This window comes from Streptomyces sp. NPDC026500 (assembly GCF_055567635.1).
The window spans coordinates 167,826-182,460 of the sequence record NZ_JBVHQB010000001.1; the positions used below are offsets into that span (position 1 = coordinate 167,826).

A 14,635-nucleotide genomic window follows, 5' to 3' on the forward strand; every position below is an offset into this window, starting at 1 on the left:
ATCACCGTGACACTGACCATCGCCCCCCGCTTCCGGACCCTCCTGCTGCTGTTCCTCGCCGTCTGTGGCGCGCTCCTGGCGGGCGCCGCGCCCGCCTCCGCGCACGCCGCGCTGACCGGGAGCAACCCGACGCAGGGATCGGTGGTCGACAAGGCACCCACCCAGGTCTCGCTCACCTTCTCCGAGCAGGTCTCGCTGAACGACGGCTCGCTCCGCGTGCTCGACCCCAAGGGCAAGCAGGTCGACGCCGGCGGCGCGAGCGACCTGGGCGGCGACACGTACGGCCTGAAGCTGCGCCCGGGTCTGCCCGACGGCACGTACACCGTCACGTACCAGGTGGTGTCGGCGGACAGCCACCCCGTCTCCGGTGCCTTCACCTTCTCCGTCGGCGCCCCCTCGCAGACCTCCGTCGCGTTGTCCGACCAGGCGGTGGGCGGCGGCGTGGTGGGCTTCCTCTACGGAGCCGCGCGTTACTTCTCGTACGCGGGATTCATTCTGCTCGTCGGCGGCGCAGCCTTCGTGCTGGGCTGCTGGCAGCGGGGCTCCGGCGTCCGTCCGGTGCAGCGGCTCGTGGTCTCCGGATGGCTCACGCTGACCGCCTCCACGCTCGCCCTGCTCCTCCTGCGCGGTTCGTACGTGGGGTCCGGAAAGGTCGGTGACATCTTCGACCTGACCCTGCTCGGGGAGGTGCTGCAGACCAAGTCGGGCGCGGCGCTGGTGTCGCGGCTGCTGCTGCTCGCCGCGGCGGCGCTGTTCATCGCGGTGCTCTTCGGCGCGTACGCCAAGCGCGACGAGGACGAACGGGCGGCGTCCACGGCGCGAGCCGGGGACACCTCCGCGGCGGAGACAGCCGGGCTGGAAGCGGCCGACACGGAGACCGCCGGCCAGGAGACGGCCCGCACGGAGACAGCCGGCACGAAGGAAGCCTCCAAGAACGCGGACACCAAGACCGTCGCCGCGAAGGCGGCCGGCACCAAGACGGTTGTCGCGAAGGCGTCTGGCACGAAGGCGGCGCGCGGCGGACCGGCCGAAGGGGCGGACGGCGGCCACGAGGGCGCCGCGGACGCCGACGACCTGGCCGCTGAGAAGAGCGACCTCACCTTCGGACTCGCCATCGGCGGCGCGGTCGTCGCGGCCGGCCTCGCCGCGACCTGGGCCATGGCCGAGCACGCCTCGACCGGCGTCCAGCCGGGCATCGCGATGCCCGTCGACGTCCTGCACCTGCTGGCCGTCGCTGTCTGGCTCGGCGGTCTGTCGACGCTGGTGGTGGCCCTGTTCCGGGCACCGGCGCACGCGCAGATCGAGACGACGGCCGTGCGCCGGTTCTCCCGCCTCGCGTTCGGCGCCGTCCTCGTCCTCGTGTCGACCGGGATCTACCAGTCATGGCGGCAGCTCGGCTCCTGGTCGGCGCTCACCGACACGACGTACGGACAGCTGCTGCTCGTCAAGGTCGGCCTGGTGGCCCTCCTCGTGGGCATCGCGTGGATCTCTCGGCGCTGGACGGCCCAGCTGGCCGAGGCGACGGCCCCCGAGGCCGCCGCCGTCGTGGAGCAGCGCCCCGCGCCGAGGACGCCCGCCACCGTTCCCGCCGACTCCCGGCGGGCCGCCCAACTGGCCCGGCAGCAGGCCGCCGTGACCTCCACGCGCGAGAAGCGGGTCCGCGACGCCGACCCGCACCGCTCGGGACTGCGCCGCTCGGTGCTCGCCGAGGCCGGGGTCGCGGTCGTCCTGCTCGCGGTCACGACCGCGCTGACGACCACCGAGCCGGGGCGTACGGCGGAGGCTGCCCGGCAGGCCACCGCGTCCGCCTCGCAGCGCTCCGGGCCGCTGTCCCTGAAGATCCCGTTCGACACGGGCGGCGAGGACGGCAAGGGCACGGTGGAGGTCACCCTCGACCCGGCCCGCGTCGGCGGCAACGAGATGCACGTCTTCGTGGTCCGGCCGAACGGCAAGGCCTTCGACGTCCCCGAGGTGAAGGTCGCCTTCACGCTCGCGGCGAAGGATGTCGGCCCGCTGCCCGTGACCCCCGACCGGGTCGCCACCGGACACTGGGCGGCGAGCGGAGTACAGATCCCCATGGCGGGCGACTGGAAGATCGCGGTGACCGTGCGCACCTCCGACATCGACCAGGCCACCGTGAACAAGAACGCGCAGATCGGCTGAACCTGACCATGGCTGACCACTCCACCTCCGGGACCTCCTCCCCCTCCGCCCGGAAGGCACCCTCCCCCGAGGCGTCGCCCGGCATCGCGTCCCCCGGCGACTCCCCGAAGGGGGTCATGTCGCGGCGCCGACTGCTCGGCACCGCCGGCGCCACCGGGCTCGCCCTCGGAGCGGCGGGGGCGGCCGTGGGGTACGCGGCGGCACCCTCCCCGGGGAAAACCATCCCGTTGACCTCGGTCGGCGCGGACATGGCAATGTTTCACGGGAAACATCAGCCCGGCATCACCACCGCGCTCCAGGCGCGCGGCCACCTCGTCGCCTTCGACCTGACGGCGGGCGCGGGCCGCAGGGAAGCCGCCGCGCTGCTGCGCCGCTGGTCGGTGACGGCCCAGCGGCTGATGGCCGGCGAGGCCGCGGCCCACGAGGACACGGACGTCGCACGTGACGCCGGCCCGTCGTCCCTCACCGTCACCTTCGGCTTCGGACACAGCTTCTTCGCTCGTACGGGCCTGGAGAAGCAGCGCCCGGTAGCCCTGGACCCGCTGCCCGACTTCTCCTCCGACCACCTCGACAAGGCGCGCAGCGACGGCGACCTGTGGGTGCAGATCGGCGCGAACGACGCCCTCGTCGCCTTCCACGCCCTGCGCGCGATCCAGAAGGACGCGGGCAGCGCGGCGCGTGTGCGCTGGCAGATGAACGGTTTCAACCGCTCGCCGGGCGCCACCGCCGAGCCGATGACCGCGCGCAACCTGATGGGCCAGATCGACGGCACCCGCAATCCGAAGCCGTCCGAGCCCGACTTCGACGGGCGTATCTTCGTTCCCGCCTCCGGCGACCCGGAATGGATGGCGAACGGCTCGTACGCCGTCGTGCGCCGCATCCGCATGCTTCTCGACGACTGGGAGAAGCTCTCGGGCAAGGCCCAGGAGGACGTCATCGGGCGGAAGAAGTCCACTGGAGCGCCGTTGAGTGGCGGCACCGAGACCACCGCGATGGACCTGGACAAGATCGACGCCGACGGCAACCCGGTCGTGCCCGTCAACGCGCACGCCCGCATCACCCGGCCCGACCAGAACGGCGGCGCCGCGATGCTGCGCCGACCGTTCTCCTTCCACGACGGCATCGGCACCGACGGGGCGCCCGACGCCGGACTGCTCTTCGTGTGCTGGCAGGCCGATCCGGTGCGCGGCTTCGTCCCCGTCCAGCGCAAACTCGACCGCGGCGACGCCCTCTCGACGTTCATCCGCCATGAGTCGAGCGGGCTCTTCGCGGTGCCTGGCGGCGCGGCGGAGGGGGAGTACGTGGGGCAGCGGCTGCTGGAGGGGTGACGGGGACCTTCCGTACCGGGCTCTGTACCAGGCTCGGTACCGGGCTCCGCGGCGGGCCGGCGGCCGGGGTTCCACAGGCGTGAGCCGCGTCGGGCGAGGCCCATTAGGGTGACGGTATGTCGGCGACGCGCTACACCTATCTCGGCCCCGAGGGTACGTTCACCGAGGCCGCCCTCCGCACGCTTCCCGAGGCCGCGACGCGGGAACTGGTGCCCATGGTGTCCGTCCCGGCCGCGCTCGACGCGGTGCGCGGCGGCCAGGCCGCGGGCGCACTCGTCCCGATCGAGAACTCCGTCGAGGGCGGTGTCACCGCCACCCTCGACGAGCTCGCCAAGGGCGACCAGCTGATGATCTACCGCGAGGTCGTGCTGCCGATCGCCTTCGCCCTGCTGGTCAGGCCCGGCACCGCGTTGAAGGACGTCAAAACGGTGACCGGACACCCGGTCGCCCAGCCCCAGGTACGCAACTGGCTGGCCGCTCACCTGCCCGACGCCCTGTGGGAGTCGGCGGCGTCGAACGCGGACGGCGCCCGGCTGGTCCAGGAGGGCCGTTTCGACGCGGCCTTCGCGGGCGAGTTCGCCGCGGCGACGTACGGCCTCGATCCGCTGGTGACCGAGATCCACGACGCGGCGAACGCAGAGACCCGCTTCGTGCTGGTCGGCCGCCCGGCCCGGCCCGCCGCGCCGACCGGCGCCGACAAGACGTCCGTGGTCATCTGGCTCGGCGACGACCACCCCGGCGCACTGCTCGAACTGCTTCAGGAGTTCGCCGTGCGCGGCGTCAACCTGATGCGCATCGAGTCCCGCCCGACCGGCCAGGGCATCGGCAATTACTGCTTCTCGGTGGACGCCGAGGGGCACATCACCGACCGCCGGGTGGGCGAGGCGCTGATGGGCCTCAAGCGGATCTGCCCCCAGGTGCGCTTCCTCGGTTCCTATCCGCGGGCCGGTGTCGCCCTGGAGGACGTGCGACCGCTGCGGCCGGGGACGTCGGACAACGAGTTCTCCGCCGCGTCGGACTGGCTGGCGCGCTGCGCGGACGGCCGGTTCTGAGCGGCGCGTCCACACCCGTCCGAGCGTTTCCCCACGGTCCTACCTGCTGATTTTCGTCATCCACAGAGGTTATCCACAGGTGCGCTTCTCGACCTGGGGACAAGTCGACAACGAAGCACTACATCATCGACAAATCGGCTACTGGGCCCAAGTCCTTCCACAACCCCGTACGACACCCTTCGTCTACCCTTTTCCATTGATCAACCCTATAGAGGGAATCATTTACACCCGAAAGTGGGCGTACGGAGGGTTCGAACCGGGAATTCCTCAGCCGCCGAAGGCTACTCGGAATGATCAATTCCGACATCCACAGATCTTCCACACAGCCTGTGGATAACTGTCCGAGGGGGTCGATCCCTGTGGACAACCCGGCTCGCAAGTCCCGTTCCCCGCAAGGAAATCCAGTCAACCGGTGAAGATCCGTCTGCCCCGTTTCAGGGAGTAGGACCCTTTTCATTGACGTCGTTCGGTGATCAAGGGATTCAGTCCGGCATTTCACTCATACCGTGACAGCCCTCACGCTCTGGAATATCGGGTCGTTGGCCGGAAGCCCGCACCGGTAGCCTTGAGGGGTGATTGACCTTCGCCTGCTCCGTGAGGACCCCGACCGTGTTCGCGCCTCCCAGCGCGCCCGTGGAGAGGATGTCGCGCTCGTCGACTCCCTCCTCTCCGCCGACGAACGGCGCAGGTCGTCCGGCGTCCGCTTCGACGAGCTGCGTTCCGAGCAGAGGTCGCTCGGCAAGCTGATCCCCAAGGCCTCCCCGGACGAGCGCGCCGAGCTGCTGAAGAAGGCCGAGCAGCTCAAGACCGACGTCAAGGCCGCCGAGGCCGAGCAGAATGAGGCAAACGAGGAGACCAAGCGGCTCCTTCTGCAGCTCGGCAACCTGGTGCACCCGGACGTCCCGGTCGGCGGCGAGGAGGACTTCGTCGTCCTGGAGACGCACGGCACCATCCGCGACTTCGACGCGGAGGGCTTCGCGCCCAAGGACCACCTGGAACTCGGCGAGGCGCTGGGCGCCATCGACGTCGAGCGCGGCGCCAAGGTGTCCGGCTCGCGCTTCTACTACCTGACCGGCGTCGGCGCGCTCCTGGAGCTCGCCCTCGTCAACGCGGCGATCGCGCAGGCCACCGAGGCCGGCTTCACGCCGATGCTGACCCCGGCGCTGGTCCGCCCGCGCGCCATGGAGGGCACCGGCTTCCTCGGCCAGGCCGCGGAGAACGTGTACCACCTGGAGAAGGACGACTACTACCTGGTCGGCACCTCCGAGGTCCCCCTCGCGGCGTACCACATGGACGAGATCCTCGACGCCGACAAGCTGCCGATGCGCTACGCCGGTTTCTCGCCGTGCTTCCGCCGCGAGGCCGGCACCTACGGCAAGGACACCCGCGGCATCTTCCGCGTACACCAGTTCGACAAGGTCGAGATGTTCTCGTACGTCGACCCCGCGGACGCCGAGAACGAGCACAAGCGACTCCTCGACTGGGAGAAGCAGTGGCTGACCGGCCTCGAACTGCCCTTCCAGGTGATCGACGTGGCGAGCGGCGACCTGGGTGCCTCGGCCTCCCGCAAGTTCGACTGCGAGGCGTGGATCCCGACCCAGGGCAAGTACCGCGAGCTGACCTCGGCCTCCAACTGCGACGGCTTCCAGGCCCGCCGACTGTCCGTCCGTATGCGCGACGGCAAGAAGGTCCAGCCGCTCGCCACACTGAACGGCACGCTGTGCGCCGTGCCGCGCACCATCGTCGCGATCCTGGAGAACCACCAGCTCGCCGACGGTTCCGTACGGGTTCCCGAGGTGCTGCGGCCCTACCTGGGCGGCCGTGAGGTTCTGGAGCCGATCTCCAAGTGACCAGCAGCACCGGGTCGACGGGACCGTCCGGGGCCACGGGGCCCGGGGCGTTCCCGTACAAGCTCGTCGCGACCGATCTCGACGGGACGCTGCTGCGTTCCGACGAGACGGTCTCGGCGCGTACACGTGACGCGCTCGCCGCGGTGACCGAGGCGGGCGCGGCCCACATCGTCGTCACCGGGCGCGCAGTGCCCTGGACGCGGCACATCCTCGACGACCTCGGTTACCAGGGTCTCGCCGTCTGCGGTCAGGGCGCACAGGTCTACGACGCGAGGGAGCACCGGCTGCTCACCTCGGTGACGCTGGACCGGCAGCTGGCCGGTCTCGCCCTCGCCAAGATCGAGGCGGAGGTCGGCCCGCTGCTGCTGGCCGCGAGCCGCGACGGGCTCGAGGGCGAGGTGCTGGTCGGCCCCGGCTACCGCAGGCTGGACGGCGCGCTCCCGGTCGTCCCGATCAAGGACGCGACGGACCTCTGGTCGACCCCTCTGAACAAGGTGTACGTCCAGCACCCGACGCTCTCCGACGACGAGCTCGCGGCCGTGGCCATGGAGGTCGCGGGCGGACTCGTCGGCGTCACGATGGCGGGCGCGGGGATCGTGGAACTCCTCCCCCTCGGCCTCTCCAAGGCGACAGGGCTGTCCCTGGCGGCCCGGCGCCTCGGCGTCAGGGCCGCCGACACGATCGCCTTCGGCGACATGCCGAACGACCTCCCGATGTTCGCCTGGGCGAAGCACGGGGTGGCCATGGCCAACGCCCACGACGACCTCAAGACGATCGCGGACGAGGTGACGTCCTCGAACGAGGAGGACGGGATCGCGTTGGTACTGGAGCGGTTGCTGACGCAGCCGTAGCCATAGCCCTGATCAGCCCGGATTGAGCCCTGGGCGCCTGTCGCCGCCATCTCGCTGTCGGCGGGCCCCTCAGGCGCTGCAGATCGGCTGTTCCGGCCGGCCTGGTCCGACGGGCCTGGTCCAGCGGGCCTGTCCAGCGGACCGGCTGGTCGGCGGTCGGCCGCCGGCGGTCTGCGGTCTGCGGTCGTGTGAGAACGTCTTGCGGAGGATGCGCGGATCGAACGCGCGCGGGGTTTCACCCCCGACCACGGCTTAGCAAGCCGGTGCCTTTCCACTCGGCCAATCCTCCGGGTGGGCGGCCCGCGCGTGATGCGCGCTCGAAGCGGCCGCCCCGGGCAACTCCCCCTGCGGAGCGGGTTCGACGGAGGGGTAACTACTCCGCAACCCGCCGCGGGCTGCCCTGCCGGGAGCTCGACGAACTGCTCCTGATGAACACCGTCGCGCTCCTCTCCCAGAATGTGGCGCCGGCTCGATCCGGCGGCGTGGACACAACTACTGTGCCTGTACGCCGACTTGGGCGCCACTGATTAAAGGCCGCCCCCGCGGGGCCTCACTTGCGGCGCCATCTGCGCCGACGCCCCTTGCTGAAGAACCAGCCCGCGGGCGGCTCGTCCGAGCGCCAGGGCTGCGGATCGGGGCCTCCTCGGCGCCAACGGGCTGCGAGCATGCGCGCGCGGGCAGACGGCTCGGTCGTCTCCGCGGACCGTACGAAGTTCTCGTCGAGCACGAGGTCGTCCCACGGCTCCCCGGCCGTGTCCCCGAGCCCGTCCCCGGACCTGTGTCCCGGCCCGTTCCCGGCCTGTTCGCGGCCGTCACCCCGTGGTTCCTCGGTTGCCATCCCCGTTCCTCCCGGCCGTGCGTCCCCGTCCGCCCAGTGTGCTCGGACAGAGATGAAGCCGCTGTCAAGAAAAAAGGGGCTCCCCGCGCGTGTGCCGACCACCAGCCGGCACACGCGCGGGGAGCCCTCCCTCACTCCTCGCCGGCCAGCGTCAGCGACCGCAGTCGCTGCCCCGCGTACCAGGTGGCGAGGACGGTGACCACGACCAACAGGACCGTCGCGGTCGGCAGGCTCACGTCCGAGGTGACGAGGTCTCCGCCGGTCACCTTGTGGCCCACCGCGAGCGCCCACTGCTGGACGCTGAGCGTGCGGGCGCCGGACACCAGGGACCCGAACAGGGCCTCCCAGACGAGCGCGTAGACGAGCCCGAAGACCACCGCGTGCCGGGTCACGGTCCCGAGGAGCAGGAACATCGCGGCGTAGGCGATCGAGGCGACCAGGGAGGCCACGGTGTAGGCGACGGCGATCTGCTGGCCGTTGCCGTTCAGGATCATGCCCGCGATGAAGGTCGGCACCGCCGAGAAGGCCATGGTGACGGCGATCGCGACGATCAGCTTGGTGAAGATGATCGTGGGCCGCTTCAGGGGCTTGGCCAGCAGATACACCACCGAGCCGTCGTCGATCTCGGGCCCGATCGCTCCCGTACCGGCGATGACACCGATGATCGGCACCATGGTGGCGAGCGCGAACCCGCCGAGCAGGTCCGAGGCCACCTGGTCGTCGGCTCCGGAGAAGCTCCGGACGGCCAGGGAGAGCACGATGAGCAGGACGGGCAGGACGCCGAGGATGAGTGCCCGTCGGCGGCCGAGCAGGCCCCGATAGGTGAGCCGGGCGACTGTGGGGTCGTACATCTTCGGCCTCCTACGCCGCGACAAGATACGAGAAGACGGATTCCAGCGACTCGTCGGACGGCGACACCGTCAGCAGCCGGACGCCGTGCTCACGCGCGACCTTCGGCAGCAGTGCGGTGAACCGGCCGAAGTCGACGGCCTGGATGCGCAACGCGCCCTCGGCGAGGTCGACTTCGATGCCGGACGTCGACGGGTCGGCGATCAGTGCGGCGGCCAGCGTCCGGTCGTCGCTGGAGCGGACCAGGTAGCGGTGCGGGCGGTCGGTCATCAGCCGGCGGATGCGCCGGAAGTCACCGCTCGCCGCATGCCGACCGGCGACGATCACCTCGATGTGGGCGGCGAGTTGCTCCACCTCTTCGAGGATGTGGGACGAGAACAGCACCGTGCGGCCCTCGTCGCCCATGCGGCGCAGCAGGTCCATGAGCTGCATGCGCTGGCGCGGGTCCATGCCGTTGAACGGCTCGTCGAGCAGCAGCAGCGACGGGTCGTGGACCAGCGCGGACGCCATCTTCACGCGCTGCCGCATGCCCTTGGAGTACGTGGAGATCTTGCGGTCCTGCGCGTACTCCATCTCGACCGTGGCGAGGGCCCGGTGGGCGGCCTTCGCGCCGAGGCCGTGCAACTCGGCGTTGGCCACGACGAATTCGCGCCCGGTGAGGAAGTCGTACATCGCCTCGCGCTCGGGGACGATGCCGATGTGCCGGTAGATGTCCTCGTTGCGCCAGGTCGGCCGGCCGTCGAGCGTGACGGTGCCCGTCGAGGGGGCGAGGAAGCCGCCCATCATGTTGATGAGGGTGGACTTGCCGGCGCCGTTCGGGCCGAGCAGACCGGTGACCCCGGGACCGATCGTCATCGTGATGTCGTTGACCGCCACCACGTTGCCGAACCAGCGCGAGACATGGTCGATGTTGAGCGTGGTCACAGCCCGACCTTTCGGTAGCGGCGCATCAGGAGGCCGTAGCAGCCCGCGATGAGACCCAGGACGACGATGAGATAGACGACGCCCTGTCCGGACGAGGGGCCCACCTCGCCGGGGAACGCGGAGGAGGCGCCGAGGAAGGCCGTCTGCACTCCGTCGATGAGCGTGATCGGCGAGAAGAGCCCGAGCCACGGGACGGCTCCGCCGCTGGACCGCTCGAAGGCGATGGCCTGGACGGTGGAGACCGCTCCGTAGGAGATGGTCAGGGCGGCGATGACGGCCGCGATGCCGAAGCCGCGGCGCGGGGTGACCGCCGAGATGACCAGGCCGATGCCGGCGAAGAGGAGCGACAGCAGTGCCACGGAGAGCAGTCCCTGACCGAAGCCCTTGCTCTGGTCGGAGAAGTCGAGCTTGGCCAGCAGCGCCCCCACGTAGAGCACGATCAGCGGGGCGGCCGTGAGGATGAACAGAGCCGAAGCCAGCGCCGCGTACTTGGCGCGCACGTAGTCGCCGGTCTCTATGGGGCGCGAGAAGTACAGCGGCACGGTCTTGAAGCGCAGGTCGCGGGAGACCGCCTGGGGGCCCTGCGAGGCGACGTACAGGCCGATGACCGCCTGCATGATCACCGCGTAGCGCGTGTAGTCGACCGGCAGGTCCTTCGCCTTGGTGGCGACCGCGACGGCGACCATGATCAGCGCGGGGACGCACATCACCACGAAGAGCAGCATCGGCAGGACCTTGGACTTGACCGAGCGGCCCAGTCCGTAGGCCCCGCGCAGGGACTGCGAGTAGAGGGAGCGGCGGGCGTAGGCGCGGCCGAGGCGCGGGCCGTCGTAGTTGCGGTAGCCGATGTTGTGGATACGGGTCTGCTCACCCGGCTGGGTGAGGGGGTGCTCAACTGCCATGGCCGACCGCCTCCTTCCGCTGGTCGTCGCCGGTCCGCGGATCGCCGCTCGCCGCTCGCTCGTGCTTCGCCCGCTGTTCGTCGCTGTCGGCGAAGACCTCGGCGATGTGGTGCCTGCGCTGCTCCATGCGGACCAGCCCCAGACCGAGGTCGGCGACCACGTCGCGGACGAGGTCGTAGGTGTCCTCGCTCTCGGTGGTCAGCAGCAGGATGTGTCCGGCGCCCGGCAGCCCGCTGCCGTCGTGGGTCTCGATGCCGCGCGCGCGGAGCACCTCGCGCACCGCGCTCGTGCCGTCCGGGTGCTCGTCGGTGTCGGTGACCTCGATGGCGAGGGTCGTGGTGGTCTTGGTGAAGTCCGTGGTGGAGCTGGAGCGCAGCAGCTTGCCGCCGTCGACGACGACAACGTGGTCGCAGGTGCGTTCCAGTTCGCCCAGGAGGTGCGAGGTGACCAGGACCGAGATGCCGAAGTCCGTGTGGATGCGGCGGATCAGTCCGAGCATGTCGTCGCGGCCGACCGGGTCCAGGCCGTTGGTCGGTTCGTCCAGGAAGACCAGCTGGGGGTCGTGGACGAGGGCCTGCGCGAGTTTGACGCGCTGCTTCATGCCCGTCGAGTAGCCGCCGATGGGGCGGTAGCGCTCCTCGTACAGGCCGACATGGCGCAGGGTGTCCGCGGTGCGCTCGCGGGCCGCGGCCGGCGGCAGCCCGGACATCCGCGCCATGTGGACGACGAACTCGGTGGCCGAGACGTCGGGCGGCAGGCAGTCGTGCTCGGGCATGTACCCGACCCGCTCGCGGATGGCGCCGCCTTCGGTGGCGACGTCGAGGCCGAGCACGCGTGCGCGGCCCTCGGTGGCGGGGGACAGACCCAGCAGGATCTTGATCAGTGTGGACTTGCCGGCTCCATTGGCTCCGACGAGTCCGGTCACACCGGGCCCGACGTCCACGGAGAGCCGGTCAAGCGCGGTCACCCGGGGGTACCGCTTGCTCAGGCTTTCGGTCGCGATCACAGTCACGGTTCGAAGGTAGTGGCGCACACCACAGCGGTCGTCAGCCCACGGAGGTGGATCCGCGTCAGCCTCCAGTCGTACGGGCCCGTAGGGGTCACCCTCAGGTACGGGGTCGCCGGGAGCCGCTCATCCACAACCGACCGGTTGTCCACAGGCTGCCCACGGGCCTATTGACGCAGACTCTAACAACTGTCACATTCGCCAGTGTCACGTTACGGGCACGTACCGCAGTCGGTGCGGACAGGGTGGGACGGTGGCATGACGACGGCAGTGGCAGGCGAACTCGCAGCGGAACTGCGGGGGTTCAGAGAGGTCCAGCGCCTCGCATACGAGTGCGCGGAAGCGGTCGCGGCGCAGCTGAAGCCCGGCGTCACCGAGCGTGAGGCGGCGCGCATGCAGCGGGTGTGGCTGCGTGAACGCGGGGTGCGGGACTGGTTCCATCTGCCGTTCGCCTGGTTCGGCGACCGAACGGCCTTCGTCGGCTTCCGGATCCCGCTGCAGTTCTTCCCCACCGACCGCCGGCTGGAGCCGGGGATGCCCTTCATCCTCGACATGGCCCCGGTGCACAAGGGCTTCACGGCGGACATCGGTTATTCGGGCTCGCTCGGGCCGAACCCCGTGCAGGACAGGCTGCTCGCCGATCTGGAGGCGCACCGCGAGCTGATCCTGCGCGAGGTGCGCGAGCGGCGGCCCCTGCGTGAGATCTACGAGGACGTCGACCGGCTCATGACCCGCCAGGGCTGTGCCAACCGGCACCGCGCGTATCCGTTCGGCGTGATCGCGCACAAGGTGGACCGGGTGCGGGAGCGGCCGTGGTCACCGCGCCTGTTCGGGTTCGGCACCCAGTCCCTGAGGGGGCTGGCGAGCGACGCGCTGCACGGGCACCGGGAAGGCTGGTCCCCCCTGTGGTCGCCGTACACATTCTCCGACCACCCGCCCCGCCCGGGGCTGTGGGCGGTCGAACCGCACCTCGGTTTCCGGGGTACGGGCGCGAAGTTCGAGGAGATCCTGGTCGTCACCGACTCCAAGGACCCCGAGCAGAGCGCGTTCTGGCTCGACGACGATCTGCCGCACGTGCGGCGCTGGGCGGAGGACAAGTGAGTCTCGTGGGCGCGCGCGAGCGCTGGGTGCGTACGGGCGGAATCGAGCTGTGCGTCGCCGAGTTGGGCGACGCCATGCAGCCGACCGTGGTGCTCGTGCACGGCTATCCGGACTCCAAGGAGGTGTGGTCCGAGGTCGCCGCACGGCTCGCCGACCGTTTCCATGTCGTGCTGTACGACGTGCGGGGACACGGCCGTTCGACGGCGCCGCAGCCCCTGCGCGGCGGCTTCACGCTGGAGAAGCTGACCGACGACTTCCTGGCGGTCATCGACGCGGTCAGTCCCGACGAGCCGGTGCATCTGGTGGGCCACGACTGGGGTTCGGTGCAGTCCTGGGAGTTCGTCACGGTCGCGCGCACCGAGGGCCGGATCGCGTCCTTCACCTCGATGTCCGGTCCGTCCCTCGACCACTTCGGCCACTGGATCAAGCGGCGGATGAGGCGGCCCACCCCGCGAAGGATCGGCCAGCTCCTCGGCCAGGGCGCCAAGTCCTGGTACGTGTACATGCTGCACACGCCGGTGCTGCCCGAGTTGGCCTGGCGCGGCCCCCTGGGCAAGCGGTGGCCGAAGATCCTCCAGCGGATCGAGAAGGTGCCCGCGGGCGAGTACCCGACCCCGTCGCTGCCCTCCGACGCGGCGCACGGGGCGTGGCTGTACCGCGACAACGTACGGTCCCGGCTGGGCCGCCCCCGCGAGGACGCGTACGCGCACGCGCCCGTGCAGCTCGTCACGCCCCTGGGGGACGCCTTCCTCTCCGAGCGGCTCTACGACGAACTGGAGACGTGGGCCCCGCGGCTGGTGCGCCGCACGCTCCCGGCCAAGCACTGGGTCCCGCGGACCCGCCCCGACCAACTGGCCGCCTGGATATCCGAGTTCGTGACGGCCAACGAGGGCCGCGAGGCCGGAATGCCCGCGCCCGAGCCGGTCGCCACCGGCAAGTACGCCGACCGGTTCGGCGGCCGGCTGGTGCTGATCACCGGCGCCGGCAGCGGCATCGGGCGGGCCACCGCGTTCGCGTTCGCCGAGGCCGGCGCGCGCGTGGTGGCCGTCGACCGGGACGCCGAGGCGGCCACCCGCACGGCGGAGATGTCCCGGCTGATCGGCTCACCCGCGGCCTGGGCCGAGACGGTCGACGTCTCCGACGAGCAGGCCATGGAGAAGCTCGCCGAGAAGGTCGCCACCGAATACGGCGTTGTGGACGTGCTGGTGAACAACGCCGGTATCGGACTCTCCGGCTCCTTCTTCGACACCACCCCGGAGGACTGGAGGAAGGTCCTCGACGTCAATCTGTGGGGCGTGATCCACGGCTGCCGGCTCTTCGGGAAGCAGATGGCCGAGCGCGGGCAGGGCGGCCACATCGTCAACACCGCGTCGGCGGCGGCGTACCAGCCCTCGAAGGCGCTGCCCGCCTACAGCACCTCCAAGGCGGCCGTCCTGATGCTCAGCGAGTGTCTGCGCGCCGAGCTGGCCGGGCAGGACATCGGCGTCTCGGCGATCTGCCCCGGCTTCGTCAACACCAACACCACCTCGACCGCGCGCTTCGCCGGGGTCGACGCGGTCGAGGAGAAACGGCGCCAGAAGAAGTCGGCACGGCTGTACGGGCTGCGCAACTACCCGCCGGAGAAGGTCGCCGACGCGATCCTTCGCGCGGTCGTACGCAACGAGGCGGTCGTACCCGTCACCCCGGAGGCGCGCGGCGCCCACCTCATGCACCGTTTCGCGCCCAGGACGCTGCGCGCGATCGCACGAATGGAGCCACCCCTGTGAGCGAA

General features: G+C 70.6%; 12 protein-coding genes and 1 tRNA gene. 7 read left to right on the plus strand and 6 right to left on the minus strand.

All coding sequences use genetic code 11. From position 1 onward, the window contains the following. Positions 1–6: 6 nt before the first annotated feature. The 5 genes from ACZ4N5_RS00780 (at position 7) to ACZ4N5_RS00800 (ending at position 7,244) form a co-directional block, all read left to right on the plus strand. Positions 7–2,163 carry a copper resistance CopC/CopD family protein gene (locus tag ACZ4N5_RS00780; RefSeq protein ID WP_467755005.1) on the plus strand — a complete coding sequence of 719 codons (2,157 nt, stop codon included), beginning with the start codon at positions 7–9 and terminating at the stop codon, positions 2,161–2,163. Between the two features lie 8 nt (positions 2,164–2,171). Continuing rightward, positions 2,172–3,491: an iron uptake transporter deferrochelatase/peroxidase subunit gene (gene efeB / locus ACZ4N5_RS00785; protein WP_467755006.1), complete on the plus strand. Its 1,320-nt coding sequence runs from the start codon at positions 2,172–2,174 to the stop codon at positions 3,489–3,491. Positions 3,492–3,607: 116 nt separating this feature from the next. Continuing rightward, positions 3,608–4,543: a prephenate dehydratase gene (gene pheA / locus ACZ4N5_RS00790; RefSeq protein ID WP_467755007.1), complete on the plus strand. Its 936-nt coding sequence runs from the start codon at positions 3,608–3,610 to the stop codon at positions 4,541–4,543. A gap of 572 nt (positions 4,544–5,115) precedes the next feature. Next, positions 5,116–6,393: a serine--tRNA ligase gene (serS, locus tag ACZ4N5_RS00795; protein ID WP_467755008.1), complete on the plus strand. Its 1,278-nt coding sequence runs from the start codon at positions 5,116–5,118 to the stop codon at positions 6,391–6,393. Continuing rightward, the gene (locus ACZ4N5_RS00800; RefSeq protein WP_467755009.1) at positions 6,390–7,244 is read left to right on the plus strand and encodes an HAD family hydrolase; all 855 of its coding nucleotides are present in this window, start codon (positions 6,390–6,392) and stop codon (positions 7,242–7,244) included. The genes serS and ACZ4N5_RS00800 overlap by 4 nt, the downstream gene beginning before the upstream one ends. Before the next feature lie 202 nt (positions 7,245–7,446). On the opposite strand, the gene ACZ4N5_RS00805 is transcribed toward ACZ4N5_RS00800, so the two are convergent. The 6 genes from ACZ4N5_RS00805 to ACZ4N5_RS00830 form a co-directional block, all read right to left on the minus strand. Then, positions 7,447–7,533, minus strand: a tRNA-Ser gene (locus ACZ4N5_RS00805). A 261-nt stretch (positions 7,534–7,794) separates the two neighbouring features. After that, on the minus strand, positions 7,795–8,082 hold the full coding sequence (locus tag ACZ4N5_RS00810) for an SGM_3592 family protein (protein ID WP_467755010.1): 288 nt from the start codon (positions 8,080–8,082) through the stop codon (positions 7,795–7,797). A 131-nt stretch (positions 8,083–8,213) separates the two neighbouring features. Beyond that, positions 8,214–8,933: an ABC transporter permease gene (locus ACZ4N5_RS00815; protein ID WP_355848254.1), complete on the minus strand. Its 720-nt coding sequence runs from the start codon at positions 8,931–8,933 to the stop codon at positions 8,214–8,216. Positions 8,934–8,943: 10 nt separating this feature from the next. Next, positions 8,944–9,855 (minus strand): ABC transporter ATP-binding protein, encoded by a 912-nt coding sequence (locus ACZ4N5_RS00820; RefSeq protein WP_467755011.1) that lies wholly within the window; start codon positions 9,853–9,855, stop codon positions 8,944–8,946. Beyond that, complete coding sequence (locus ACZ4N5_RS00825) at positions 9,852–10,757, minus strand: ABC transporter permease subunit (RefSeq protein WP_467755012.1); 906 nt, start codon at positions 10,755–10,757, stop codon at positions 9,852–9,854. Before ACZ4N5_RS00825 ends, ACZ4N5_RS00820 begins: the two co-directional genes overlap by 4 nt. After that, a complete protein-coding gene (locus ACZ4N5_RS00830) occupies positions 10,747–11,763 on the minus strand; it encodes an ABC transporter ATP-binding protein (RefSeq protein WP_467755378.1) in 1,017 nt (338 codons plus the stop codon). Before ACZ4N5_RS00830 ends, ACZ4N5_RS00825 begins: the two co-directional genes overlap by 11 nt. 258 nt (positions 11,764–12,021) lie before the next feature. Here ACZ4N5_RS00830 and ACZ4N5_RS00835 point away from each other — a divergent pair, with 258 nt between their 5' ends. Both ACZ4N5_RS00835 and ACZ4N5_RS00840 read left to right on the plus strand, forming a co-directional pair. Then, entirely contained in the window at positions 12,022–12,864 is an 843-nt protein-coding gene (locus ACZ4N5_RS00835) for a M24 family metallopeptidase (RefSeq protein WP_467755013.1), read from the plus strand. Further along, positions 12,861–14,630: an SDR family oxidoreductase gene (locus tag ACZ4N5_RS00840; protein WP_467755014.1), complete on the plus strand. Its 1,770-nt coding sequence runs from the start codon at positions 12,861–12,863 to the stop codon at positions 14,628–14,630. The genes ACZ4N5_RS00835 and ACZ4N5_RS00840 overlap by 4 nt, the downstream gene beginning before the upstream one ends. The last annotated feature ends 5 nt before the right edge of the window (positions 14,631–14,635 follow it).